Origin of the sequence: Microbacterium sp. NPDC055988, assembly GCF_042269505.1 — a bacterium.
In the GTDB taxonomy this organism is placed as follows: domain Bacteria; phylum Actinomycetota; class Actinomycetes; order Actinomycetales; family Microbacteriaceae; genus Microbacterium.
The window spans coordinates 3,257,990-3,275,081 of the sequence record NZ_JBHJXY010000001.1; the positions used below are offsets into that span (position 1 = coordinate 3,257,990).

16 protein-coding genes are annotated in these 17,092 nt (G+C 68.0%); 9 read left to right on the forward strand and 7 right to left on the reverse strand.

Annotation, left to right across the window (positions count from 1 at the left end; all coding sequences use genetic code 11):
* Window positions 1–39 precede the first annotated feature (39 nt).
* Genes ACFC14_RS15630 through sufB form a run of 5 tightly spaced genes read right to left on the reverse strand, consistent with a single transcriptional unit; the run spans window position 40 to window position 4,099 of the window.
* Window positions 40–369 carry a metal-sulfur cluster assembly factor gene (locus ACFC14_RS15630; RefSeq protein ID WP_021200756.1) on the reverse strand — a complete coding sequence of 110 codons (330 nt, stop codon included), beginning with the start codon at window positions 367–369 and terminating at the stop codon, window positions 40–42.
* Window positions 370–378: 9 nt separating this feature from the next.
* The gene (gene sufC / locus ACFC14_RS15635) at window positions 379–1,149 is read right to left on the reverse strand and encodes a Fe-S cluster assembly ATPase SufC (protein WP_136042035.1); all 771 of its coding nucleotides are present in this window, start codon (window positions 1,147–1,149) and stop codon (window positions 379–381) included.
* Window positions 1,150–1,152: 3 nt separating this feature from the next.
* Window positions 1,153–1,479, reverse strand: coding sequence for a non-heme iron oxygenase ferredoxin subunit (locus ACFC14_RS15640; protein ID WP_376106372.1), 327 nt, complete (start codon window positions 1,477–1,479; stop codon window positions 1,153–1,155).
* Window positions 1,476–2,681, reverse strand: coding sequence for a Fe-S cluster assembly protein SufD (gene sufD / locus ACFC14_RS15645; protein ID WP_376106374.1), 1,206 nt, complete (start codon window positions 2,679–2,681; stop codon window positions 1,476–1,478). The genes ACFC14_RS15640 and sufD overlap by 4 nt, the downstream gene beginning before the upstream one ends.
* Window positions 2,681–4,099 carry a Fe-S cluster assembly protein SufB gene (gene sufB / locus ACFC14_RS15650; protein ID WP_136042033.1) on the reverse strand — a complete coding sequence of 473 codons (1,419 nt, stop codon included), beginning with the start codon at window positions 4,097–4,099 and terminating at the stop codon, window positions 2,681–2,683. Before sufB ends, sufD begins: the two co-directional genes overlap by 1 nt.
* Before the next feature lie 233 nt (window positions 4,100–4,332).
* Here sufB and ACFC14_RS15655 point away from each other — a divergent pair, with 233 nt between their 5' ends.
* Together ACFC14_RS15655 and ACFC14_RS15660 are read left to right on the forward strand one after the other, a co-directional pair.
* Window positions 4,333–5,439 carry a heme A synthase gene (locus tag ACFC14_RS15655; protein WP_376106377.1) on the forward strand — a complete coding sequence of 369 codons (1,107 nt, stop codon included), beginning with the start codon at window positions 4,333–4,335 and terminating at the stop codon, window positions 5,437–5,439.
* Window positions 5,440–5,505: 66 nt separating this feature from the next.
* Complete coding sequence (locus tag ACFC14_RS15660) at window positions 5,506–5,970, forward strand: hypothetical protein (RefSeq protein ID WP_376106380.1); 465 nt, start codon at window positions 5,506–5,508, stop codon at window positions 5,968–5,970.
* A gap of 71 nt (window positions 5,971–6,041) precedes the next feature.
* Here ACFC14_RS15660 and ACFC14_RS15665 read toward each other — a convergent pair whose 3' ends face one another.
* A complete protein-coding gene (locus ACFC14_RS15665; protein WP_376106383.1) occupies window positions 6,042–6,947 on the reverse strand; it encodes a heme o synthase in 906 nt (301 codons plus the stop codon).
* Between the two features lie 251 nt (window positions 6,948–7,198).
* Between ACFC14_RS15665 and tkt the strand changes: the two genes are divergently transcribed.
* The 6 genes from tkt to pgl are packed head-to-tail and all read left to right on the forward strand — an operon-like array spanning window position 7,199 to window position 15,312.
* A complete protein-coding gene (gene tkt / locus ACFC14_RS15670; RefSeq protein ID WP_376106386.1) occupies window positions 7,199–9,310 on the forward strand; it encodes a transketolase in 2,112 nt (703 codons plus the stop codon).
* Complete coding sequence (tal, locus tag ACFC14_RS15675) at window positions 9,307–10,419, forward strand: transaldolase (RefSeq protein WP_376106388.1); 1,113 nt, start codon at window positions 9,307–9,309, stop codon at window positions 10,417–10,419. Before tkt ends, tal begins: the two co-directional genes overlap by 4 nt.
* Entirely contained in the window at window positions 10,416–12,023 is a 1,608-nt protein-coding gene (locus ACFC14_RS15680) for a glucose-6-phosphate isomerase (protein ID WP_376106390.1), read from the forward strand. Before tal ends, ACFC14_RS15680 begins: the two co-directional genes overlap by 4 nt.
* A 21-nt stretch (window positions 12,024–12,044) precedes the next feature.
* Window positions 12,045–13,595 (forward strand): glucose-6-phosphate dehydrogenase, encoded by a 1,551-nt coding sequence (gene zwf, locus ACFC14_RS15685; protein ID WP_376106392.1) that lies wholly within the window; start codon window positions 12,045–12,047, stop codon window positions 13,593–13,595.
* Window positions 13,592–14,527: a glucose-6-phosphate dehydrogenase assembly protein OpcA gene (locus ACFC14_RS15690; protein ID WP_376106395.1), complete on the forward strand. Its 936-nt coding sequence runs from the start codon at window positions 13,592–13,594 to the stop codon at window positions 14,525–14,527. Before zwf ends, ACFC14_RS15690 begins: the two co-directional genes overlap by 4 nt.
* A 5-nt stretch (window positions 14,528–14,532) precedes the next feature.
* A complete protein-coding gene (gene pgl / locus ACFC14_RS15695) occupies window positions 14,533–15,312 on the forward strand; it encodes a 6-phosphogluconolactonase (protein WP_376106398.1) in 780 nt (259 codons plus the stop codon).
* 31 nt (window positions 15,313–15,343) lie between these two features.
* On the opposite strand, the gene ACFC14_RS15700 is transcribed toward pgl, so the two are convergent.
* Window positions 15,344–16,435 carry a DMT family transporter gene (locus ACFC14_RS15700; protein ID WP_376107225.1) on the reverse strand — a complete coding sequence of 364 codons (1,092 nt, stop codon included), beginning with the start codon at window positions 16,433–16,435 and terminating at the stop codon, window positions 15,344–15,346.
* A 61-nt stretch (window positions 16,436–16,496) separates the two neighbouring features.
* Here ACFC14_RS15700 and def point away from each other — a divergent pair, with 61 nt between their 5' ends.
* Window positions 16,497–17,063 (forward strand): peptide deformylase, encoded by a 567-nt coding sequence (def, locus tag ACFC14_RS15705; protein WP_376106401.1) that lies wholly within the window; start codon window positions 16,497–16,499, stop codon window positions 17,061–17,063.
* Window positions 17,064–17,092 lie beyond the last annotated feature (29 nt).

The following is a 17,092-nucleotide window of genomic DNA, read 5'->3' on the forward strand; positions in this document are numbered from 1 at the left end:
GCATCGTCCTGCCGCCTCGCAGCAGCGGTGCCGTGCGCGTCAGATGGCGAAGCCGAGCGCCCGCATCATGTCGCGCCCGTCGTCCGTGATCCGCTCCGGACCCCATGGCGGCATCCACACCCAGTTGATCCGGAAGCGGTCGACCACGCTGTCCAGAGCCTGAGCGGTCTGGTCCTCGAGCACGTCGGTGAGCGGGCAGCCCGCGCTGGTCAGCGTCATGTGGATGACGAGAGCATCGTTCTCGTCATCCCAGGCGAGGTCGTAGATGAGGCCGAGGTCGACGACGTTGATCCCGAGCTCGGGGTCCATGACGTCTTTGAGAGCCTCGGTGACCGCGTCGTACTTCTCGTCCGTGAGGGTCGCTGTCATGCGATCAGCCTACGCCTCGATAGGGGCTGCAGGGTCGAGGAAACGGTCGTATCCCTCGTTCTCCAGCCGGTCTGCGAGCTCGGGGCCGCCCTCTTCGACGATCTTGCCCGCGACCACCACGTGGACGAAATCGGGGCGGATGTAGCGGAGGATGCGGGTGTAGTGCGTGATCAGGAGAACGCCGAGTCCGGTGGACTCCTTCGCGCGGTTGACGCCCTCGGAGACGATCTTGAGAGCGTCGACGTCGAGTCCCGAGTCGGTCTCGTCGAGGATCGCGAACTTCGGCTTCAGCACCTCGAGCTGCAGGATCTCGTGGCGCTTCTTCTCGCCGCCGGAGAAGCCCTCGTTGACGTTGCGCTGCGCGAACTTCGGGTCCATGCGCAGGTTCGACATGGCCGCCTTGACGTCCTTGGTCCAACCGCGGATCGCCGGAGCTTCGCCGTCGAGTGCGGTCTTCGCCGTGCGGAGGAAGTTCGTCACCGTCACGCCGGGGATCTCGACCGGGTACTGCATGGCGAGGAAGAGCCCTGCCCGGGCGCGCTCGTCGACCGTCATCTCCAGGACGTCCTGGCCGTCGAACGTGATGGAACCGGAGGTCACCGTGTACTTCGGGTGACCGGCGATCGTGTATGCCAGCGTCGACTTGCCCGAGCCGTTGGGGCCCATGATGGCGTGGGTCTCACCGGTGTTCATGGTGAGGTTGATTCCGTTGAGGATCGGGGTGGTCCCCGCATCGGTCTCGACCGTCACATGCAGGTCGCGGATCTCGAGAACAGACATTCTTCAAACTTCCTTAATCACAGTCGGATCGATGAGCACGTCGTCGCCGTCGATCTGGACGACGTAGACCGGGACCGGCTCATATGCGGGGAGATTCTGGGGCTTGCCGGTGAGCAACGAGAAGGCGGAGCCATGTGCCCAGCACTCCACCGTGTCGCCTTCGACGAAGCCTTCGGACAACGAGATGTCGCCGTGGGTGCAGGTGTCGCCGATGGCGTGGATGACTCCCTCGCCGTCCTTGATCACCGTGATCGGCACGCCGCCCGGGTCGACACGCAACGGCATGTCCTGATCGAGGTCGGCGACTCCGCAGACGCGTTCGGCGGTCATGCACTCACCTCGGCCAGCTCCGCCTCGATCGCCGCCAGGAGCTCGGTCTCGAGGGCGGGGATGCCGAGGCGCTGCACGATGTCGGTGAGGAAGCCGAGCACGACGAGCCGCCGCGCCTCCTCCTCTGTGATACCGCGCGCCTGCAGGTAGAACAGCTGCTCGTCGTCGAAACGACCCGTCGCACTGGCGTGCCCGGCTCCGAGGATGTCGCCCGTCTCGATCTCGAGGTTCGGAATCGAGTCGGCGCGGGCGCCCTCGGTGAGGACCAGGTTGCGGTTCGCCTCGTAGGAGTCGGTGCCCGTGGCGTCGGCCCCGATCAGCACGTCGCCGATCCAGACGCTGTGCGCACCCTGACCCTGCAGCGCCCCCTTGTAGAGGACGTCACCCTTGGTGTGCGGTCCCTTGTGGTGCAGGTAGACCTGGCTCTCGAGGTGCTGACCGGCGTCGGCGTAGGAGAGGCCGTAGAGGTAGCCCTCGGAGCCGGAGCCGGCGAGCTCGACGTTCGGGTTGACGCGCACGACGCCACCGCCGAAGCTGACGACGAAGTGCTTGAGGGTCGCATCCGCACCGACCCGCGCCTGGTGCGCGGCCGTGTGCACCGCGTCATCCGCCCACTGCTGCAGGCTGATGACCGTGAGCTTCGCACCGTCGCGGACGATGATCTCGACGTTCTGCGCGTACTGGGCGGACCCGGTGTGCTGCAGGACGACCGTCGCCGAGCTGTGCTCGAGCGCTTCGATCACGATGTGCGCGTCGGCACGGCGATCGGCGCCGAGACCGGCGATGGAGACGAAGATCGGCTCGGCGACCTCATCTTCGCGCGGGATGCGCACGTGGAGGGCCTCAGCGGATCCCTGCCAGGCCACGGCCGCGGTGACGTCTTCCGCGAGGAAGACCTCGCCGCGGGGGGCGGCGCCGATCGCGAGCGGAGCGGCGATGTACTGCTCCCCCGCGTCGACCGTGTAGCTCACACCGTCGTTCTGCGGGGCTACCTGGAACAGGGAGGTGAGCTGCGCGACCGGCGTGTGCTTCCAGTTGACCTCGCGCCCGGTGGGGGCCCCGAAGTCAGACGGATCGAACGAGTGCGGACGCTCGGAGCGGGTCTGCACCGGGACGAATCCGGCCGCGGCGACCTGGGCCGCAGGGTCGATGTGCGCGTTCGTGTGCTGCGCCTCGGCAGGCGCTGTCGTAGCGGCGGTCACTAGCCGACCGATCCTTCCATGCCCATCTCGATGAGCTTGTTCAGTTCCATGGCGTATTCCATCGGCAGCTCACGCGCGATCGGCTCGATGAAGCCGCGCACGATCATCGCCATCGCCTCGTCCTCGGGCATGCCACGGGACTGCAGGTAGAACAGCTGCTCCTCGCTCACCTTCGAGACCGTGGCCTCGTGGCCGAGCTGCACGTCGTCGACGCGGATGTCGATCGCCGGGTACGTGTCGGAGCGGGACTTGGTGTCGACGAGCAGAGCGTCGCAGCGCACCGTGTTCGCGGAGTGGTGGGCCGCAGCGTCCACTCGGACCTCACCCCGGTACCCGGCACGTCCTCCGCCGCGGGCGATCGACTTCGAGACGATCGACGACTGCGTGTACGGAGCCATGTGGATCATCTTCGCGCCGGCGTCCTGGTGCTGACCGGGACCGGCGAAGGCGACCGAGAGGGTCTCTCCCTTGGCGTGCTCGCCCATCAGGTAGATCGACGGGTACTTCATCGTCACCTTGGAGCCGATGTTGCCGTCGACCCACTCCATGGTCGCGCCCTCGTATGCCACGGCGCGCTTGGTGACCAGGTTGTAGACGTTGTTGGACCAGTTCTGGATCGTCGTGTAGCGAACGCGGGCGTTCTTCTTCACGATGATCTCGACGACCGCCGAGTGCAGCGAGTCCGACTTGTAGATCGGGGCTGTGCAGCCCTCGATGTAGTGGACGTAGCTGTCCTCATCGGCGATGATCAGGGTCCGCTCGAACTGACCCATGTTCTCGGTGTTGATGCGGAAGTATGCCTGCAGGGGGATCTCGACGTGAACGCCCTTGGGGACATAGACGAACGAGCCACCCGACCAGACGGCCGTGTTCAGCGCCGCGAACTTGTTGTCGCCGGCGGGGATGACGGTGCCGAAGTACTCCTCGAAGAATTCGGGGTGCTCGCGCAGGGCCGTGTCCGTGTCCATGAAGATGACGCCCTGCTGCTCCAGGTCCTCACGGATCTGGTGGTAGACGACCTCGGACTCGTACTGAGCCGCGACGCCGGCCACGAGCCGCTGACGCTCGGCCTCGGGGATACCGAGGCGCTCGTAGGTCTCGCGGATCTCGGCGGGGAGGTCTTCCCACGTCTGCGCCTGCTTCTCGGTGGAGCGGACGAAGTACTTGATGTTGTCGAAGTCGATCTCGCTGAGGTCTGCACCCCAGGTCGGCATCGGCTTGCGACCGAAGAGCTGGTATCCCTTGAGACGGGTCTTCAGCATCCATTCGGGTTCGTTCTTGAGGGCGGAGATCCCCCGCACGACCTCTTCCGAGATCCCGCGTTTGGCGATGGCGCCGGCAGCGTCCTCATCGTGCCAGCCGAATTCGTACACCCCCAGACCGTCAAGCTCCGGGCGGTCGATCAGTACATCCGACATCCAACACTCTCCTCACAGGTCCCAAACGGTGTCATCCGCCCCGACACACCTGATCCCCGTCGAGTCTGCGGGAGCGGGTGCCGTTGGTGGGCCCTCATCACCGGCGCTTCCATCGCGCCTAAACTGTTGACGATGCTGCAGCGCTGTCAGCGCTCATCGCAACAATCCGATTCTACAGGTTCCGCCTGACAGACGGGCCATGCCCGCCGGTTCCAGCGCGGTCCGGAGGACTAATGCCCGAGACGACGATCCCCGCCTCCACTCCGACGCGGACGGCTCCACCCCGTTCTGCTCCGTGGGGACGGGTGTTGACGGTGTTCGCCTGGCTCTCCTTCGTCAGCGAGACCATCATCATCGGCACGGGCGGCGCCGTACGCCTCACCGGTTCCGGGCTCGGATGCTCGGACTGGCCGCTGTGCACGCCCGACTCCCTGGTCCCGATCCTCGAAGTGCAGGGCATCCACGGAATCATCGAGTTCGGCAACCGGCTGATGACGGGCGTGGTGGGAATCATCGCGCTGGCCGTCGTGCTGCTGGTCCTGCACCTCTTCAGCGGGAAGCGCGGCCTGGTCACCGCGCTCTGGTTCGCCGCCGGGGGCATCGTCGCGGCCGTCGCCGCGTTCGCCATCGCCGCCCCCCTGCACTTCCCCGCCTCCCCCATCGCGCTCGGTGTGCTCCTGATCGCCGTCATCGCGGCGGCTGTCCGCTCCGTCCGCACGACTCCCTCCAGACGCGACCTCGTCCTGCTCGCGTGGCTCGTGCTCATCGGCGTGGTGGCACAGGCGCTCGTCGGCGGCATCACCGTGCTGACCGGCCTCAACCCCTTCATCGTCGGCTTCCACTACACCTCGTCCCTGCTGCTCGTCTGCATCACGGCGGCGTTCCTGGTGCGCCTGAAGCAGGATGGCGGACCCCGTGAGCGCGTGGTTCCCGCGTGGTTCGCGGCCGTCACCCACGTGACCGGCCTCGCACTCGCCGTGACGATCGTCTTCGGTGTGCTGACGACCGGATCGGGTCCCCACTCCGGCGACGCGGATGTGCTGCGGCACGGCTTCGACGCGACCGTGCTCGCCCACGTGCATTCGTGGCCCGGCTACGTCCTCGCCGCGCTGGTGCTGTTCCTCACGGTCGCCGCCTGGGCGCTGCGCCTGGAACCGCGGCGTTGGCTGCTCGTGCTCGTGCTCGCGATCCTGGTGCAGGTCGGCGTCGGGGTCTGGCAGGCGCGCGAAGGACTGCCTCCGCTGCTGGTCGGCATCCACATGGTGCTCGCGTCCCTCTCGGCGGCGACATACACCGTGGTCGTGCTGCACCTGAAGCGCGCCGTCCCCGTCGAGGACTGACCCCGCACAGGCGATCCACAGCTCGCACATCGCCGACTCATCAGCGCGTCCGCAATCGTGGACGACATGAACAAGTCACTCTCACGCAGCATCGGATTCTGGCTCCTCCTGGTCGTGTCCCTCGCAACGACGGCAGTCGGCGGATGGCTCATCTCCGGTCAGATCGGGACGATGACGACCACCCTGCTCGACGGAACGGCCACGGGCGTCGAGGTGTACGTCGGCCAGTCGCTCGTCGTCGTGGGCGCAGGCGTCCTCGCGGCCGGAATCGTCGGCATCCTGCTCACCCTCGGGCTCGTCGCCGCTCGCTCGCTCGTGCCCGCCCCGGCCCCGGCCGTCGTCGAGGCCATCGACTGGACCGCCGCGCCGGAGCAGACTCCGACCGAGACCCCGGCGTCCGAGACCACCGCATCTCCCGACGCAGCGCCAGCATCCGCAGCCGCAGCGGTCGACGTGGTCCCCGCCCCCGACGCGCACGACGCCGCTCCCGCCTCCGACGCGAAGCCGGACGACTCGACGATCACTCGCTGATCTTCTGAGCGGAAAGACGACGGAGCGGCGCCGAGGAATCGGCGCCGCTCCGTCTTTTCAGAAGCGTCTTGTCAGAAAGGCAGCAGCGGGTCGATCGCGACCGCGACGAAGATCAGCGTCAGGTAGGTGATCGAGGCGTGGAACACACGCATGGGCCGCGGCTCGGTGCCGTGGACGGCACGGTTGTAGAGCCGGTGCGACTCGTAGATGAACCATCCTCCGAAGACCGTCGCGGAGACGGTGTAGACCAGGCCCATGTTCGCGATAGGAACGAGGAGGAGCGAGCAGGCCACCGTCGCCCACGCATAGAGGATGACCTGGAGACCGACCTGCGACGCGTTGCGGGTGACACCCAGCATCGGCACGTCGACGTCTTCGTAGTCGTCCTTGTACTTCATCGACAGCGGCCAATAGTGCGGCGGCGTCCAGAGGAAGATCAGGAGGAAGAGGATGAACGCCGGCCAGTCGAGGGAGCCGGTGACGGCGGCCCAGCCGATGAGAACGGGGAAGCACCCGGCGATGCCGCCCCAGATGATGTTCTGCTCGGTGCGCCGCTTGAGGATCATCGTGTAGATCACGACGTAGAAGAAGATCGCCGTCGCCGACAGCGCGGCGGTCAGCCAGTTGGTCGTGGCCAGCAGCCAGACCGTCGAGACGATCGCGAGCGTCCAGGAGAAGATCAGCGCACCGCGCGGGCTGACCTCGCCCGTGACCAGCGGCCGATTCTCGGTGCGATGCATGTGCGCGTCGATGTCTCGATCGAGATACATGTTGAACGCGGCGGCGGAACCGGCGCTCAGCGAGCCGCCGATGACGGTCGCCAGCACCAGCCACAGGTTCGGCAGGCCGCCCTGCGCCAGGAACATCACCGGAACGGTCGAGACGAGCAGGAGCTCGAGGACACGCGGCTTGGTGAGCGTGACGTAGGCCTTCACCGTGCGACCGATGGACGACTTCCTCACGGTCTGATCAGACATCGTCGAGATCTCGATCGCCTCCTCCGCACGTGTGACCGGACAACCTCTCCAGTCTATGACACCGGATGACGTCCTCCGCGCCGCCTTCTCGCGTAGCACGACAGTCGTCTTCGCTATGCTGAGAGCACTCGCGCGCCCGGCGCTGCGCACACCCCTCCACCTGTCTCCGCGACGGTGCAGGATGCGCCAGGGAAGTTGCGGATGCGCCAGGGAATAAGGGCGCCCTCGAAACTGTCGGAAAGGGCATGAACGTGTCGGAATTGCAGTGGGATGAGATCGATCGGCGCGCGGTGGACACCGCCCGGATCCTGGCGGCCGATGCCGTCGAGAAGGTCGGCAACGGTCACCCCGGCACGGCCATGAGCCTCGCTCCGGCCGCTTACCTCCTCTACCAGCGCGTGCTGCGCCACGACCCGACCGACGTCGACTGGCTGGGCCGCGACCGCTTCATCCTCTCCGCAGGACACTCCTCGCTCACGCAGTACGTCGAGCTCTACCTCGGCGGCTTCGGACTCGAGCTCGACGACCTCAAGGCGCTGCGCACGTGGGGCTCCCTCACCCCGGGGCACCCGGAGTACGGCCACACCAAGGGTGTCGAGATCACCACCGGACCTCTCGGCCAGGGCCTCGCCTCCGCCGTCGGTTTCGCCTACGCAGCCCGCTACGAGCGCGGCCTGTTCGACCCCGAGGCGGCACCGGGCACCAGCCCGTTCGACCACTTCGTCTACGTGGTCGCCGGCGACGGCGACCTGCAGGAGGGCGTGACCAGCGAGGCGTCCTCGCTCGCCGGCCACCAGCAGCTCGGCAACCTGATCGCGATCTACGACTCCAACCAGATCTCCATCGAGGACGACACGAACGTCGCCTTCACGGAAGATGTCGCGAAGCGCTACGAGGCTTACGGCTGGCAGGTGCAGACCGTCGACTGGAAGAAGACCGGCGAGTACGTCGAAGACGTCGTCGAGCTGTTCGCCGCGATCGAGGCGGCCAAGGGCGAGACCTCGAAGCCGTCGCTGATCATCCTCAAGACGATCATCGGATGGCCGTCGCCGGGCAAGCAGAACTCCGGCAAGATCCACGGCTCCGCCCTCGGCGCCGACGAGCTCGCCGCCACGAAGAAGGTTCTCGGCTTCGACCCCGAGCAGAGCTTCGTGGTCGCCGACGACGTGCTCGCCCACACCCGCGGTCTCGCGGATCGTGCCGCCGAGACCCGCGCCGCCTGGCAGGAGTCCTTCGACGCCTGGGCCGCCGCGAACCCCGAGAAGAAGGAGCTCCTCGACCGACTCGAGGCGCAGGAGCTTCCCGCCGACATCACGACCGCGCTCCCGGTGTTCGAATCCGGCAAGGAGGTGTCGACCCGCGCCGCATCCGGCCAGGTCATCAACGCCCTTGCCGCCCAGCTTCCGGAGCTGTGGGGCGGTTCGGCCGACCTCGCCGAGTCGAACCTCACCACGATCAAGGGCGCGCCGTCGTTCATCCCGGCCGAGTGGTCGACCCACGAGTGGTCGGGCAACCCGTACGGACGGGTGCTGCACTTCGGCATCCGCGAGCACGCCATGGGCGCGATCGTCAACGGCATCGTCCTGCACGGCAAGACGCGCGCGTTCGGCGGAACCTTCCTCATCTTCAGCGACTACATGCGTCCCTCGGTCCGTCTCGCGGCGCTCATGAACATCCCGAGCATCTTCGTCTGGACCCACGACTCCGTGGCCCTCGGTGAGGACGGCCCGACGCACCAGCCGATCGAGCAGCTCGCGACGCTCCGTGCGATCCCGAACTTCACGGTCGTCCGCCCCGCCGATGCCAACGAGACCTCGGCCACCTGGCTCGAGATCCTCCGCCGCCACGAGGGACCGGCCGGCATCGCCCTGACCCGCCAGAACATCCCGGTGTTCGAGCGCGGCGAGGGCGCGGCCTCCGGCGACACGTTCGCTTCGGCGGACAACGCGGCGAAGGGCGCCTATGTCCTCGCCGAAGCGCCGAACGGCACGCCCGACGTCATCATCATCGCGACGGGTTCGGAAGTGCAGCTCGCCGTGAACGCCCGCGAGGCGCTGGCTGCCGAGGGCGTCAACGTCCGCGTGGTCTCCGCTCCGTCGCTGGAGTGGTTCGACGAGCAGGACGAGGCGTACCGCGAGAGCGTGCTGCCCGCATCCGTCACGGCTCGCGTCTCCGTCGAGGCGGGCTCCGTGCTCTCCTGGCGTGGGATCGTGGGCGACCGCGGCCGCTCGGTCGGCATCGACCACTTCGGCGCCTCCGCCGATTACAAGACCCTGTTCGAGAAGTTCGGCATCACGACCGAGGCCGTCATCGCGGCCGCACGCGAGACCATCGCCGCAAACAGCACCAAGGAGAACGCATGAGCACCCCCACCGCACAGCTCGCCGCCGCAGGTGTCAGCATCTGGCTCGACGACCTCTCCCGCACCCGCATCGACTCCGGCAACCTCGCCGAGCTGATCTCGTCGCGCAACGTCGTCGGCGTCACGACGAACCCGACCATCTTCGCGAACGCGATCACAGACAAGAGCAACACGTCGTACGACGCGCAGGTCACCGAGCTCGCCGCCTCCGGCGCGAGCGCCGAGGAGGCCGTCTTCGCTGCCACGACCCAGGACGTGGGCGCGGCACTCGACGTGTTCCGACCCGTCTGGGAGGCCTCGGGGCACGTCGACGGACGCGTCTCGATCGAGGTCTCCCCCGACCTCGCCCACGACACCGCGGGCACCGTCGCGCAGGCCAAGGAGCTGTGGGCGAAGATCGACCGCCCCAACCTCCTCGTCAAGATCCCGGCCACCAAGGCGGGGCTTCCGGCCATCACCGAGGCGATCGCGACCGGCATCAGCGTCAACGTCACGCTGATCTTCAGCCTCGAGCGCTACGCCGAGGTCATCGACGCCTACCTGACCGGTCTGGAGCGCGCGCACAGCGCCGACTTCGACCTGTCGAGCATCCACTCCGTCGCCTCGTTCTTCGTGTCGCGCGTCGACACCGAGACCGACAAGCGACTCTCGGCGATCGGCACTCCGGAGGCCGAGGCGCTCAAGAGCAAGGCCGGGCTCGCCAACGCGCGCCTCGCCTACGAGCTCTTCGAGCAGAAGTTCGCGGAGAAGCGGGCGCAGGACCTGATCGCGCTCGGAGCGAACCTGCAGCGTCCGCTGTGGGCCTCCACCGGCGTCAAGGACCCTGCGCTTCCCGACACCCTGTATGTGACCGAGCTCGTCGCCGAGGGCGTGGTGAACACCATGCCCGAGAAGACCCTCGAGGCCACCTTCGATCACGGCGTGATTACCGGTGACACGATCACGGGCGGGTACGCGGAGGCGCACCAGGTGTTCGACGACCTCGCCGCTGTCGGCATCGACCTCACCGACGTCACCCAGGTGCTGGAGGACGAGGGCGTCTCGAAGTTCATCGACTCGTGGCACGACCTGCTGGGTCAGGTGGCCGAGGCTCTGGAGTCCCAGCGATGACCTTCTCGATCCACACGTCCGGTGCGGCGCGGGCCGCCATCGATGAGACCGTGCCCAGCCTGGTCCACGACCTCGTGGCGTCGCGCATCACCGGCGGCGACGCCTCCCTCTGGGGTGCGGCCGCCGAGCCCGAGGCCGCCGTCCGTCTCGGCTGGGTCGAGGCCGTCTCGGTCTCCCGCCCACTCGTCGCGGAGATCGTCGCACTGCGCGCCGAGCTGAACGCCAAGGGTGTCACCCGCGTGGTCCTCGCCGGCATGGGCGGCTCCTCGCTCGCACCCGAGGTCATCGCGCAGACGGCCGGTGTGCCGCTGACGATCCTCGACTCCACAGCCCCTGGCCAGGTGCTCGCGGCTCTCGACGAAGGACTGGCCGAGACCGCGCTCGTCGTGTCGTCGAAGTCGGGCTCCACCGTCGAGACCGACTCGCAGCGCCGCACCTTCGAGGCCGCGTTCCGTGACCTCGGGATCGATCCGGTGGAACGCATCGTGGTCGTCACCGACCCCGGCTCTCCTCTCGATGTCTCGGCACGTGAGGCGGGATACCGCGTCTTCAACGCCGACCCGAACGTCGGCGGCCGCTACTCGGCGCTCACCGCGTTCGGCCTGGTGCCCTCGGGTCTCGCGGGCGTCGACATCGACGAGCTGTTGAACGAGGCCGAGGCCTCGTCCCTGGAGGTCGCCGTCGACTCCGCCGAGAACCCCGCGCTCCGCCTCGGCGCAGCGATCGCCGCGACGAACCCGCGACGCGACAAGCTGGGTCTGATCACCGACGGCACCCACATCAAGGGTCTGCCGGACTGGATCGAGCAGCTCATCGCCGAATCCACCGGCAAGGACGGCACCGGCATCCTCCCCGTGGTCCTGCTCCCGGTCTCGCCCGAGCTCGAGCCGGTCCCCGCCGACCTGCAGATCGTCCGCCTGGTCGACGACGCCAACGAGTTCCACCTGCACGAGCGCCACGAGGGCGAGATCCTCGTCAGCGGCACCCTGGGTGCGCAGCTCATCGTCTGGGAATACGCGACCGCGATCGCCGGCCACCTGCTCGGCATCAATCCGTTCGACCAGCCCGACGTCGAATCCGCGAAGATCGCCGCGCGCGGTCTCCTCGACGCCCGCCCGGAGCCCACCGCTCCGGCATTCGTCGAGAACGGTGTCGAGGTTCGCGTGTCCGACGCGTCGCTCGCCGCCTCCGGCACCGTCGAAGGAGTGCTCGACGCTCTCTGGGCGCAGCTCCCCGCTGACGGCTACGTGTCCATCCAGGCGTACGTCAACCGCCTCGAGGTTCCTCAGCTCCAGGGACTGCGCGAACTCGTCGCAGCGGATTCGGGTCGCCCCACCACCTTCGGATGGGGCCCGCGGTTCCTGCACTCGACCGGCCAGTACCACAAGGGCGGACCGGCGCAGGGTGTGTTCCTCCAGATCCTGGAGCGCACCGACGTCGATCTCGAGATCCCGGATCGCCCGTTCACCTTCGGGCAGCTCATCCAGGCGCAGGCCGCCGGCGATGCCGCCGTTCTCGCAGAGCACGGCCGCCCGGTCGTCACGCTGACGATCACGGAGTCCTCGGACGACGTGCTCGCCCTCTTCGAAGCCGCACAGAAGTAACAGCAGGAGAATCCCCCACCCATGTCTGTTCCCATCTCGCGCGGGCACAACCCGCTGCGTGACCCCGATGACCGCCGACTCAACCGGATCGCGGGGCCCAGCGCCCTCGTGATCTTCGGCGTCACCGGAGACCTGTCACGCAAGAAGCTGATGCCCGCGGTCTACGACCTCGCCAACCGTGGCCTGCTCCCCCCGGGGTTCGCTCTCGTCGGTTTCGCCCGCCGCGATTGGGAGGACCAGGACTTCGCCCAGGTCGTCTACGACGCGGTCAAGGAGCACGCCCGTACCCCGTTCCGCGAGGAGACCTGGACGCAGCTGCTCCAGGGCATCCGGTTCGTCTCGGGAGAGTTCGACAACCCCGACTCGTTCCGCAAGCTCCGCGAGACCATCGAGAAGCTCGACGTGGAACGCGGCACGATGGGCAACCATGCGTTCTACCTGTCGATCCCGCCGAAGGACTTCCCGCTCGTCGCGAAGCAGCTGAAGGACTCCGGGCTCGTCGGCGAGAACAGCGACGATGACGAGCGCTGGCGCCGTGTCGTGATCGAGAAGCCGTTCGGGCACGACCTCGAGTCCGCCCGCGCGCTCAACGCGGCGCTCGAGGTCGCCTTCCCCGCGGACTCGATCTTCCGCATCGACCACTACCTCGGCAAGGAGACGGTCCAGAACATCCTGGCTCTGCGCTTCGCGAACGAACTGTACGAGCCGATCTGGAACCGCAACTACGTCGACCACGTGCAGATCACCATGGCCGAGGACATCGGCGTGGGTGGCCGTGCCGGATACTACGACGGCATCGGCGCAGCGCGCGACGTGATCCAGAACCACCTGCTGCAGCTGCTCGCACTCACCGCCATGGAGGAGCCCATCAGCCTCTCCGCGGAGCACCTGCGCTCCGAGAAGGAGAAGGTGCTCGCCGCGGTGCACGTGCCGGACGATCTCTCCCTCGCCACGGCTCGCGGCCAGTACGCCGGCGGATGGCAGGGCGGCGACGAGGTCACCGGTTTCCTGGACGAGGAGGGCATGAACCCCGACTCCACCACCGAGACGTATGCGGCCATCAAGCTCGAGATCGACACCCGCCGCTGGGCCGACGTGCCGTTCTACCTGCGAACCGGCAAGCGCCTCGGACGCCGCGTGACCGAGATCGCCGTGGTGTTCAAGCGCGCCCCGCAGCACCTGTTCGGGCGCGGCAACGCCTCGGAGCTCGGCCAGAACGCACTCGTCATCCGCGTGCAGCCGGATGAGGGTGTGACGATCCGCTTCGGATCCAAGGTGCCCGGGAGCGGGACCAACGTACGCGACGTCACGATGGACTTCGGCTACGGTCACGCCTTCACCGAGGCGAGCCCCGAGGCCTACGAGCGTCTGATCCTCGACGTCCTCCTGGGCGACCCGCCGCTGTTCCCGCGGCACGAGGAGGTCGAGCTCTCCTGGAAGATCCTCGACCCCGTGGAGAAGTACTGGGCGGCCGTCGGCGGCCCGGTGGAGCAGTACGCTCCGGGCTCGTGGGGTCCGGCATCCGCCGACGACCTGCTGGCCCGCGACGGACGAGTCTGGAGACGCCCGTGATCATCGACCTTCCCGACACGACCGTCAGCCAGGTCGCCAAGCAGCTCGTCAAGGTGCGCGAAGAGGGCGGCGCCGTCGCCCTCGGCCGCGTGCTCACCCTGGTCATCGCCGCACGCAACGGTGTCGCCGAAGCGGCCATCGATGCGGCGAACGACGCATCGCGTGAACACCCGATGCGCGTCATCGTGATCACCACGGGCGACGGCGAGTCCCGTCTCGACGCCCAGATCCGCGTGGGCGGCGACGCCGGCGCGAGCGAGGTCGTCGTGCTGCGCGCCTACGGAGACGCCGCCAGCAACGAGGAGAGCCTGATCACCGGCCTACTCCTTCCCGACGCACCTGTGGTCGCCTGGTGGCCGGAGGAGGCTCCCCCCTCGCCGGCGACGTCGCCGCTCGGCCGCATCGCCCAGCGCCGCATCACCGACGCCGCGACCTCCCCCGATGTGCGCGACCGGCTGGCTCTGCTCGGCCGTACCCACGCGCCCGGCGACACCGACCTCGCCTGGACGCGCCTGACGCACTGGCGCGAGCAGCTCGCCGCCGTGCTCGATCAGCCGCCGTACGAGCCCATCACGGCCGTCGAAGTTCGTGGCGGCTCCGCCTCGCCCTCGACGGCGCTGCTCGCCGCCTGGCTGCAGATGGCCCTCGACGTGCGCGTCCGCTGGTCGTACGAAGACCCGGAGCACTGGCAGGAGGGCATCAAGTCGGTCCGTCTGACCCGCGCCTCCGGCGACATCCTCCTCGAGCGGCCGTCGCCCGGCATCGCCATTCTCACGCAGCCGGATCAGCCGAACCATGATCTCCACCTGCCGCGCCGCACGCTCCGCGAATGCCTCGCGGAGGAGCTGCGCAGGCTCGACCCCGATGTCCTGTACGGTCGAGTCATCACCGAGGGCTGGGAGAAACTGGGTCCGCCCGAGACTGGAGAGTGACGTCGATGCCGGTATCGTCCGCAGAGAAGCGGGTCGTGGTGGAATCCACACCTGCCGCCCTCGCCGCCCGAGTAGCAGATCGTTTCCTCACGCGCGTTCGCGCGCGCACACGGAACGGTCGTCTCGCCCATATCGCCCTCACCGGCGGCTCGATGGGCGGTGCCGTGCTACGCGCCGCTGCCGACGATCCGCGGTCGGCCGCGATCGACTGGTCGCTGGTGCACTTCTGGTGGGGTGATGAACGGTACGTTCCACGCGACGACGCGGACAGGAACTCGCTGCAGTCGCGCCAGGCGCTCCTCGATCACATCCCTGTGCCCGCAGAGAACGTGCACGAGGTGGCGGGACCCGAGACCGGGCTCACCCTCGACGAGTCGGCATCGGCATACGCCGCCGAACTCGCTCGGTTCGGCACCGACGAGCACCCGTGGCCGTCTTTCGCCGTCTGCTTCCTGGGCGTCGGCCCGGACGGACACATCGCCTCGCTCTTCCCGGACCGCGACGAGGTCACCGTCACGGATGCGGCTGTGCTCGCCGTGCGCGATTCTCCGAAGCCCCCGCCCGAGCGCGTCACGCTCACGCGCCCGGTGCTCAACTCGTCGAAGCGGGTGTGGCTCGTGCTCACCGGCGCCGACAAGGCCTCGGCCCTCGGGCTCGCCCTCGCCGGCGCAAGCTACACGAGCGTTCCCGCGGCCGGCGCCAAGGGGCGCAAGCGCACCGTGTTCTTCGTGGATGAGGCCGCCGCCTCCGAGGTCTCACCCGACCTCATCGATCAGGCGTACTGACCGTCGCGGCGTTCTGAACCCGCGTGCGCCGCTATGGCTGCTGTGTGGGATCGGAGCGCCGCGGCGGCGCGTCGCCGTCGTCCGGGTTCTCCGGACGTTCAGGCGCATCGACGGCCGTCGCCTGCGAGGAGCTTTCTGCCGACGGGCCCTGGTCCTGCGCGGTCGGGGTACTCCCGCGCTCGATTCCCAGCTCCTGGCTGTCACTGAGCACCTGCGGGTGGTAACGGGCGAGGCCTACCACTCCCCACACGGCGATCGCGCCCGCGATCGCGAAGATCACCATGACCCACGGCGGTGCGGCTGCGGCCTCGCCGAGCACGACCATGCCGATCAGAACCGCGACGAGCGGATCGACGACTGTGAGGCCGGCGATCACCAGGTCGGGCGGGCCCGAACTGTACGCGGTCTGCACGAAGTACCCGCCGACCGCGGCTGCCGCGAGGAGCGCAACGACGCAGATCGCGGTGATCCACTCGAACTGACCAGCCTCGATGCGCTTGATGATGACCTTGGCGAGGGTGGCGACGAAGCCGTAGAGCACGCCGGCGCCGACCACGTAGAACAGCGCGCGCATGCGGTGACGGAGTATCAGCCAGCAGGCTCCGAGGATGATGATGACCACCAGCAGGAGGGCGAGGATCACGAAGAGCTCGCGATCGGTCACCTCCTGCTCAGTCGCGTAGATCGCGGCGAAGAAGACGAAGAGGAAGATGCCGCCGACGCAACAGGCGATGGCCGTGAGCGATTGCCTCGTCGGCGCATGACCGGAGACGCGCGCATTCAGCAGGGTGGTGATGACGAGGGCGATGGCTCCGAGGGGCTGGACGACGATCAGCGGCGCGCGGACGAGTGCCGCGAGCTGACAGATGACCGCGAGCCCGAGCATGAGTGTGCCGACCAGCCAGGACGGCCGGGTCAGCAATCGCTTGATCTGGTTGAGGCTGAGACCCGACGCCCCATTGGCCCCGCTGAGACGCTCGACCTTCTCGACGCCCCGATGCTGGTACTGCGCGCCGAGCGACATGAACACCGCGCCGGCCAGGGCGAGCGGGATCCCGAGCAGGATGCCGGGGTCCTGGAAGGCTCCGACGAGCTGATCGCCGACCTGTTCGGCCTCGTTCATCCATACCCCAGCAGTCACGGTACGAGCCTACCGGGCGAGCGCCGCCGACTAGGGTTGTGACGTGGCTGTACTTCCGATTCGCATCATGGGCGACCCCGTCCTGCACTCCCCCGCATCCCCCGTCGACGAGATCACCGACGACATCCGCACGCTCGTCGCCGACATGTTCGAGACGATGGACACCGCCCCGGGAGTCGGGCTGGCCGCCCCGCAGGTGGGCGTCCCCCTGCGCATCTACACCTACGCCTATGTGGACGACGACGATCAGCCATGGCGCGGGGTGCTCATCAACCCCGAACTGTGGATGGTGCCGCTCGAACCGGGCGACCCCGACCTCGACCTCGAATCCGAGGGCTGCCTCTCCTTCCCGGGCGAACGATTCCCGCTGCGTCGCTCGGAGCGCGTCCACGTGACTGCGACCGACCTCGACGGTCGGCCGGTCACGATCGACGTGGACGGATGGCGTGCACGGATCATGCAGCACGAGTTCGATCACCTCGACGGCATCCTCTACGTGGACCGTCTGTCCGACCCCGACTGGAAGACCGTGCAGAAGATCGCGCGCAAGCGCGGATGGGGCCGTCCAGGTGCGAGCTGGATGCCCGGTGTGGACGATCTCGAGGGCTGAGCCGCTCCACGAGTGGAGATCGTGTCCCC

Coding starts and splice junctions, on each gene's coding strand:
- sufC (WP_136042035.1), bottom strand. CDS start 1,149: ATGTCTGTTCTCGAGATCCGCGACCTGCATGTGACGGTCGAGACCGAT.
- ACFC14_RS15660 (WP_376106380.1), top strand. CDS start 5,506: ATGAACAAGTCACTCTCACGCAGCATCGGATTCTGGCTCCTCCTGGTC.
- tal (WP_376106388.1), top strand. CDS start 9,307: ATGAGCACCCCCACCGCACAGCTCGCCGCCGCAGGTGTCAGCATCTGG.
- ACFC14_RS15680 (WP_376106390.1), top strand. CDS start 10,416: ATGACCTTCTCGATCCACACGTCCGGTGCGGCGCGGGCCGCCATCGAT.
- ACFC14_RS15655 (WP_376106377.1), top strand. CDS start 4,333: ATGCCCGAGACGACGATCCCCGCCTCCACTCCGACGCGGACGGCTCCA.
- ACFC14_RS15630 (WP_021200756.1), bottom strand. CDS start 369: ATGACAGCGACCCTCACGGACGAGAAGTACGACGCGGTCACCGAGGCT.
- sufB (WP_136042033.1), bottom strand. CDS start 4,099: ATGTCGGATGTACTGATCGACCGCCCGGAGCTTGACGGTCTGGGGGTG.
- zwf (WP_376106392.1), top strand. CDS start 12,045: ATGTCTGTTCCCATCTCGCGCGGGCACAACCCGCTGCGTGACCCCGAT.
- pgl (WP_376106398.1), top strand. CDS start 14,533: ATGCCGGTATCGTCCGCAGAGAAGCGGGTCGTGGTGGAATCCACACCT.
- ACFC14_RS15700 (WP_376107225.1), bottom strand. CDS start 16,435: ATGAACGAGGCCGAACAGGTCGGCGATCAGCTCGTCGGAGCCTTCCAG.
- ACFC14_RS15665 (WP_376106383.1), bottom strand. CDS start 6,947: ATGTCTGATCAGACCGTGAGGAAGTCGTCCATCGGTCGCACGGTGAAG.
- ACFC14_RS15640 (WP_376106372.1), bottom strand. CDS start 1,479: ATGACCGCCGAACGCGTCTGCGGAGTCGCCGACCTCGATCAGGACATG.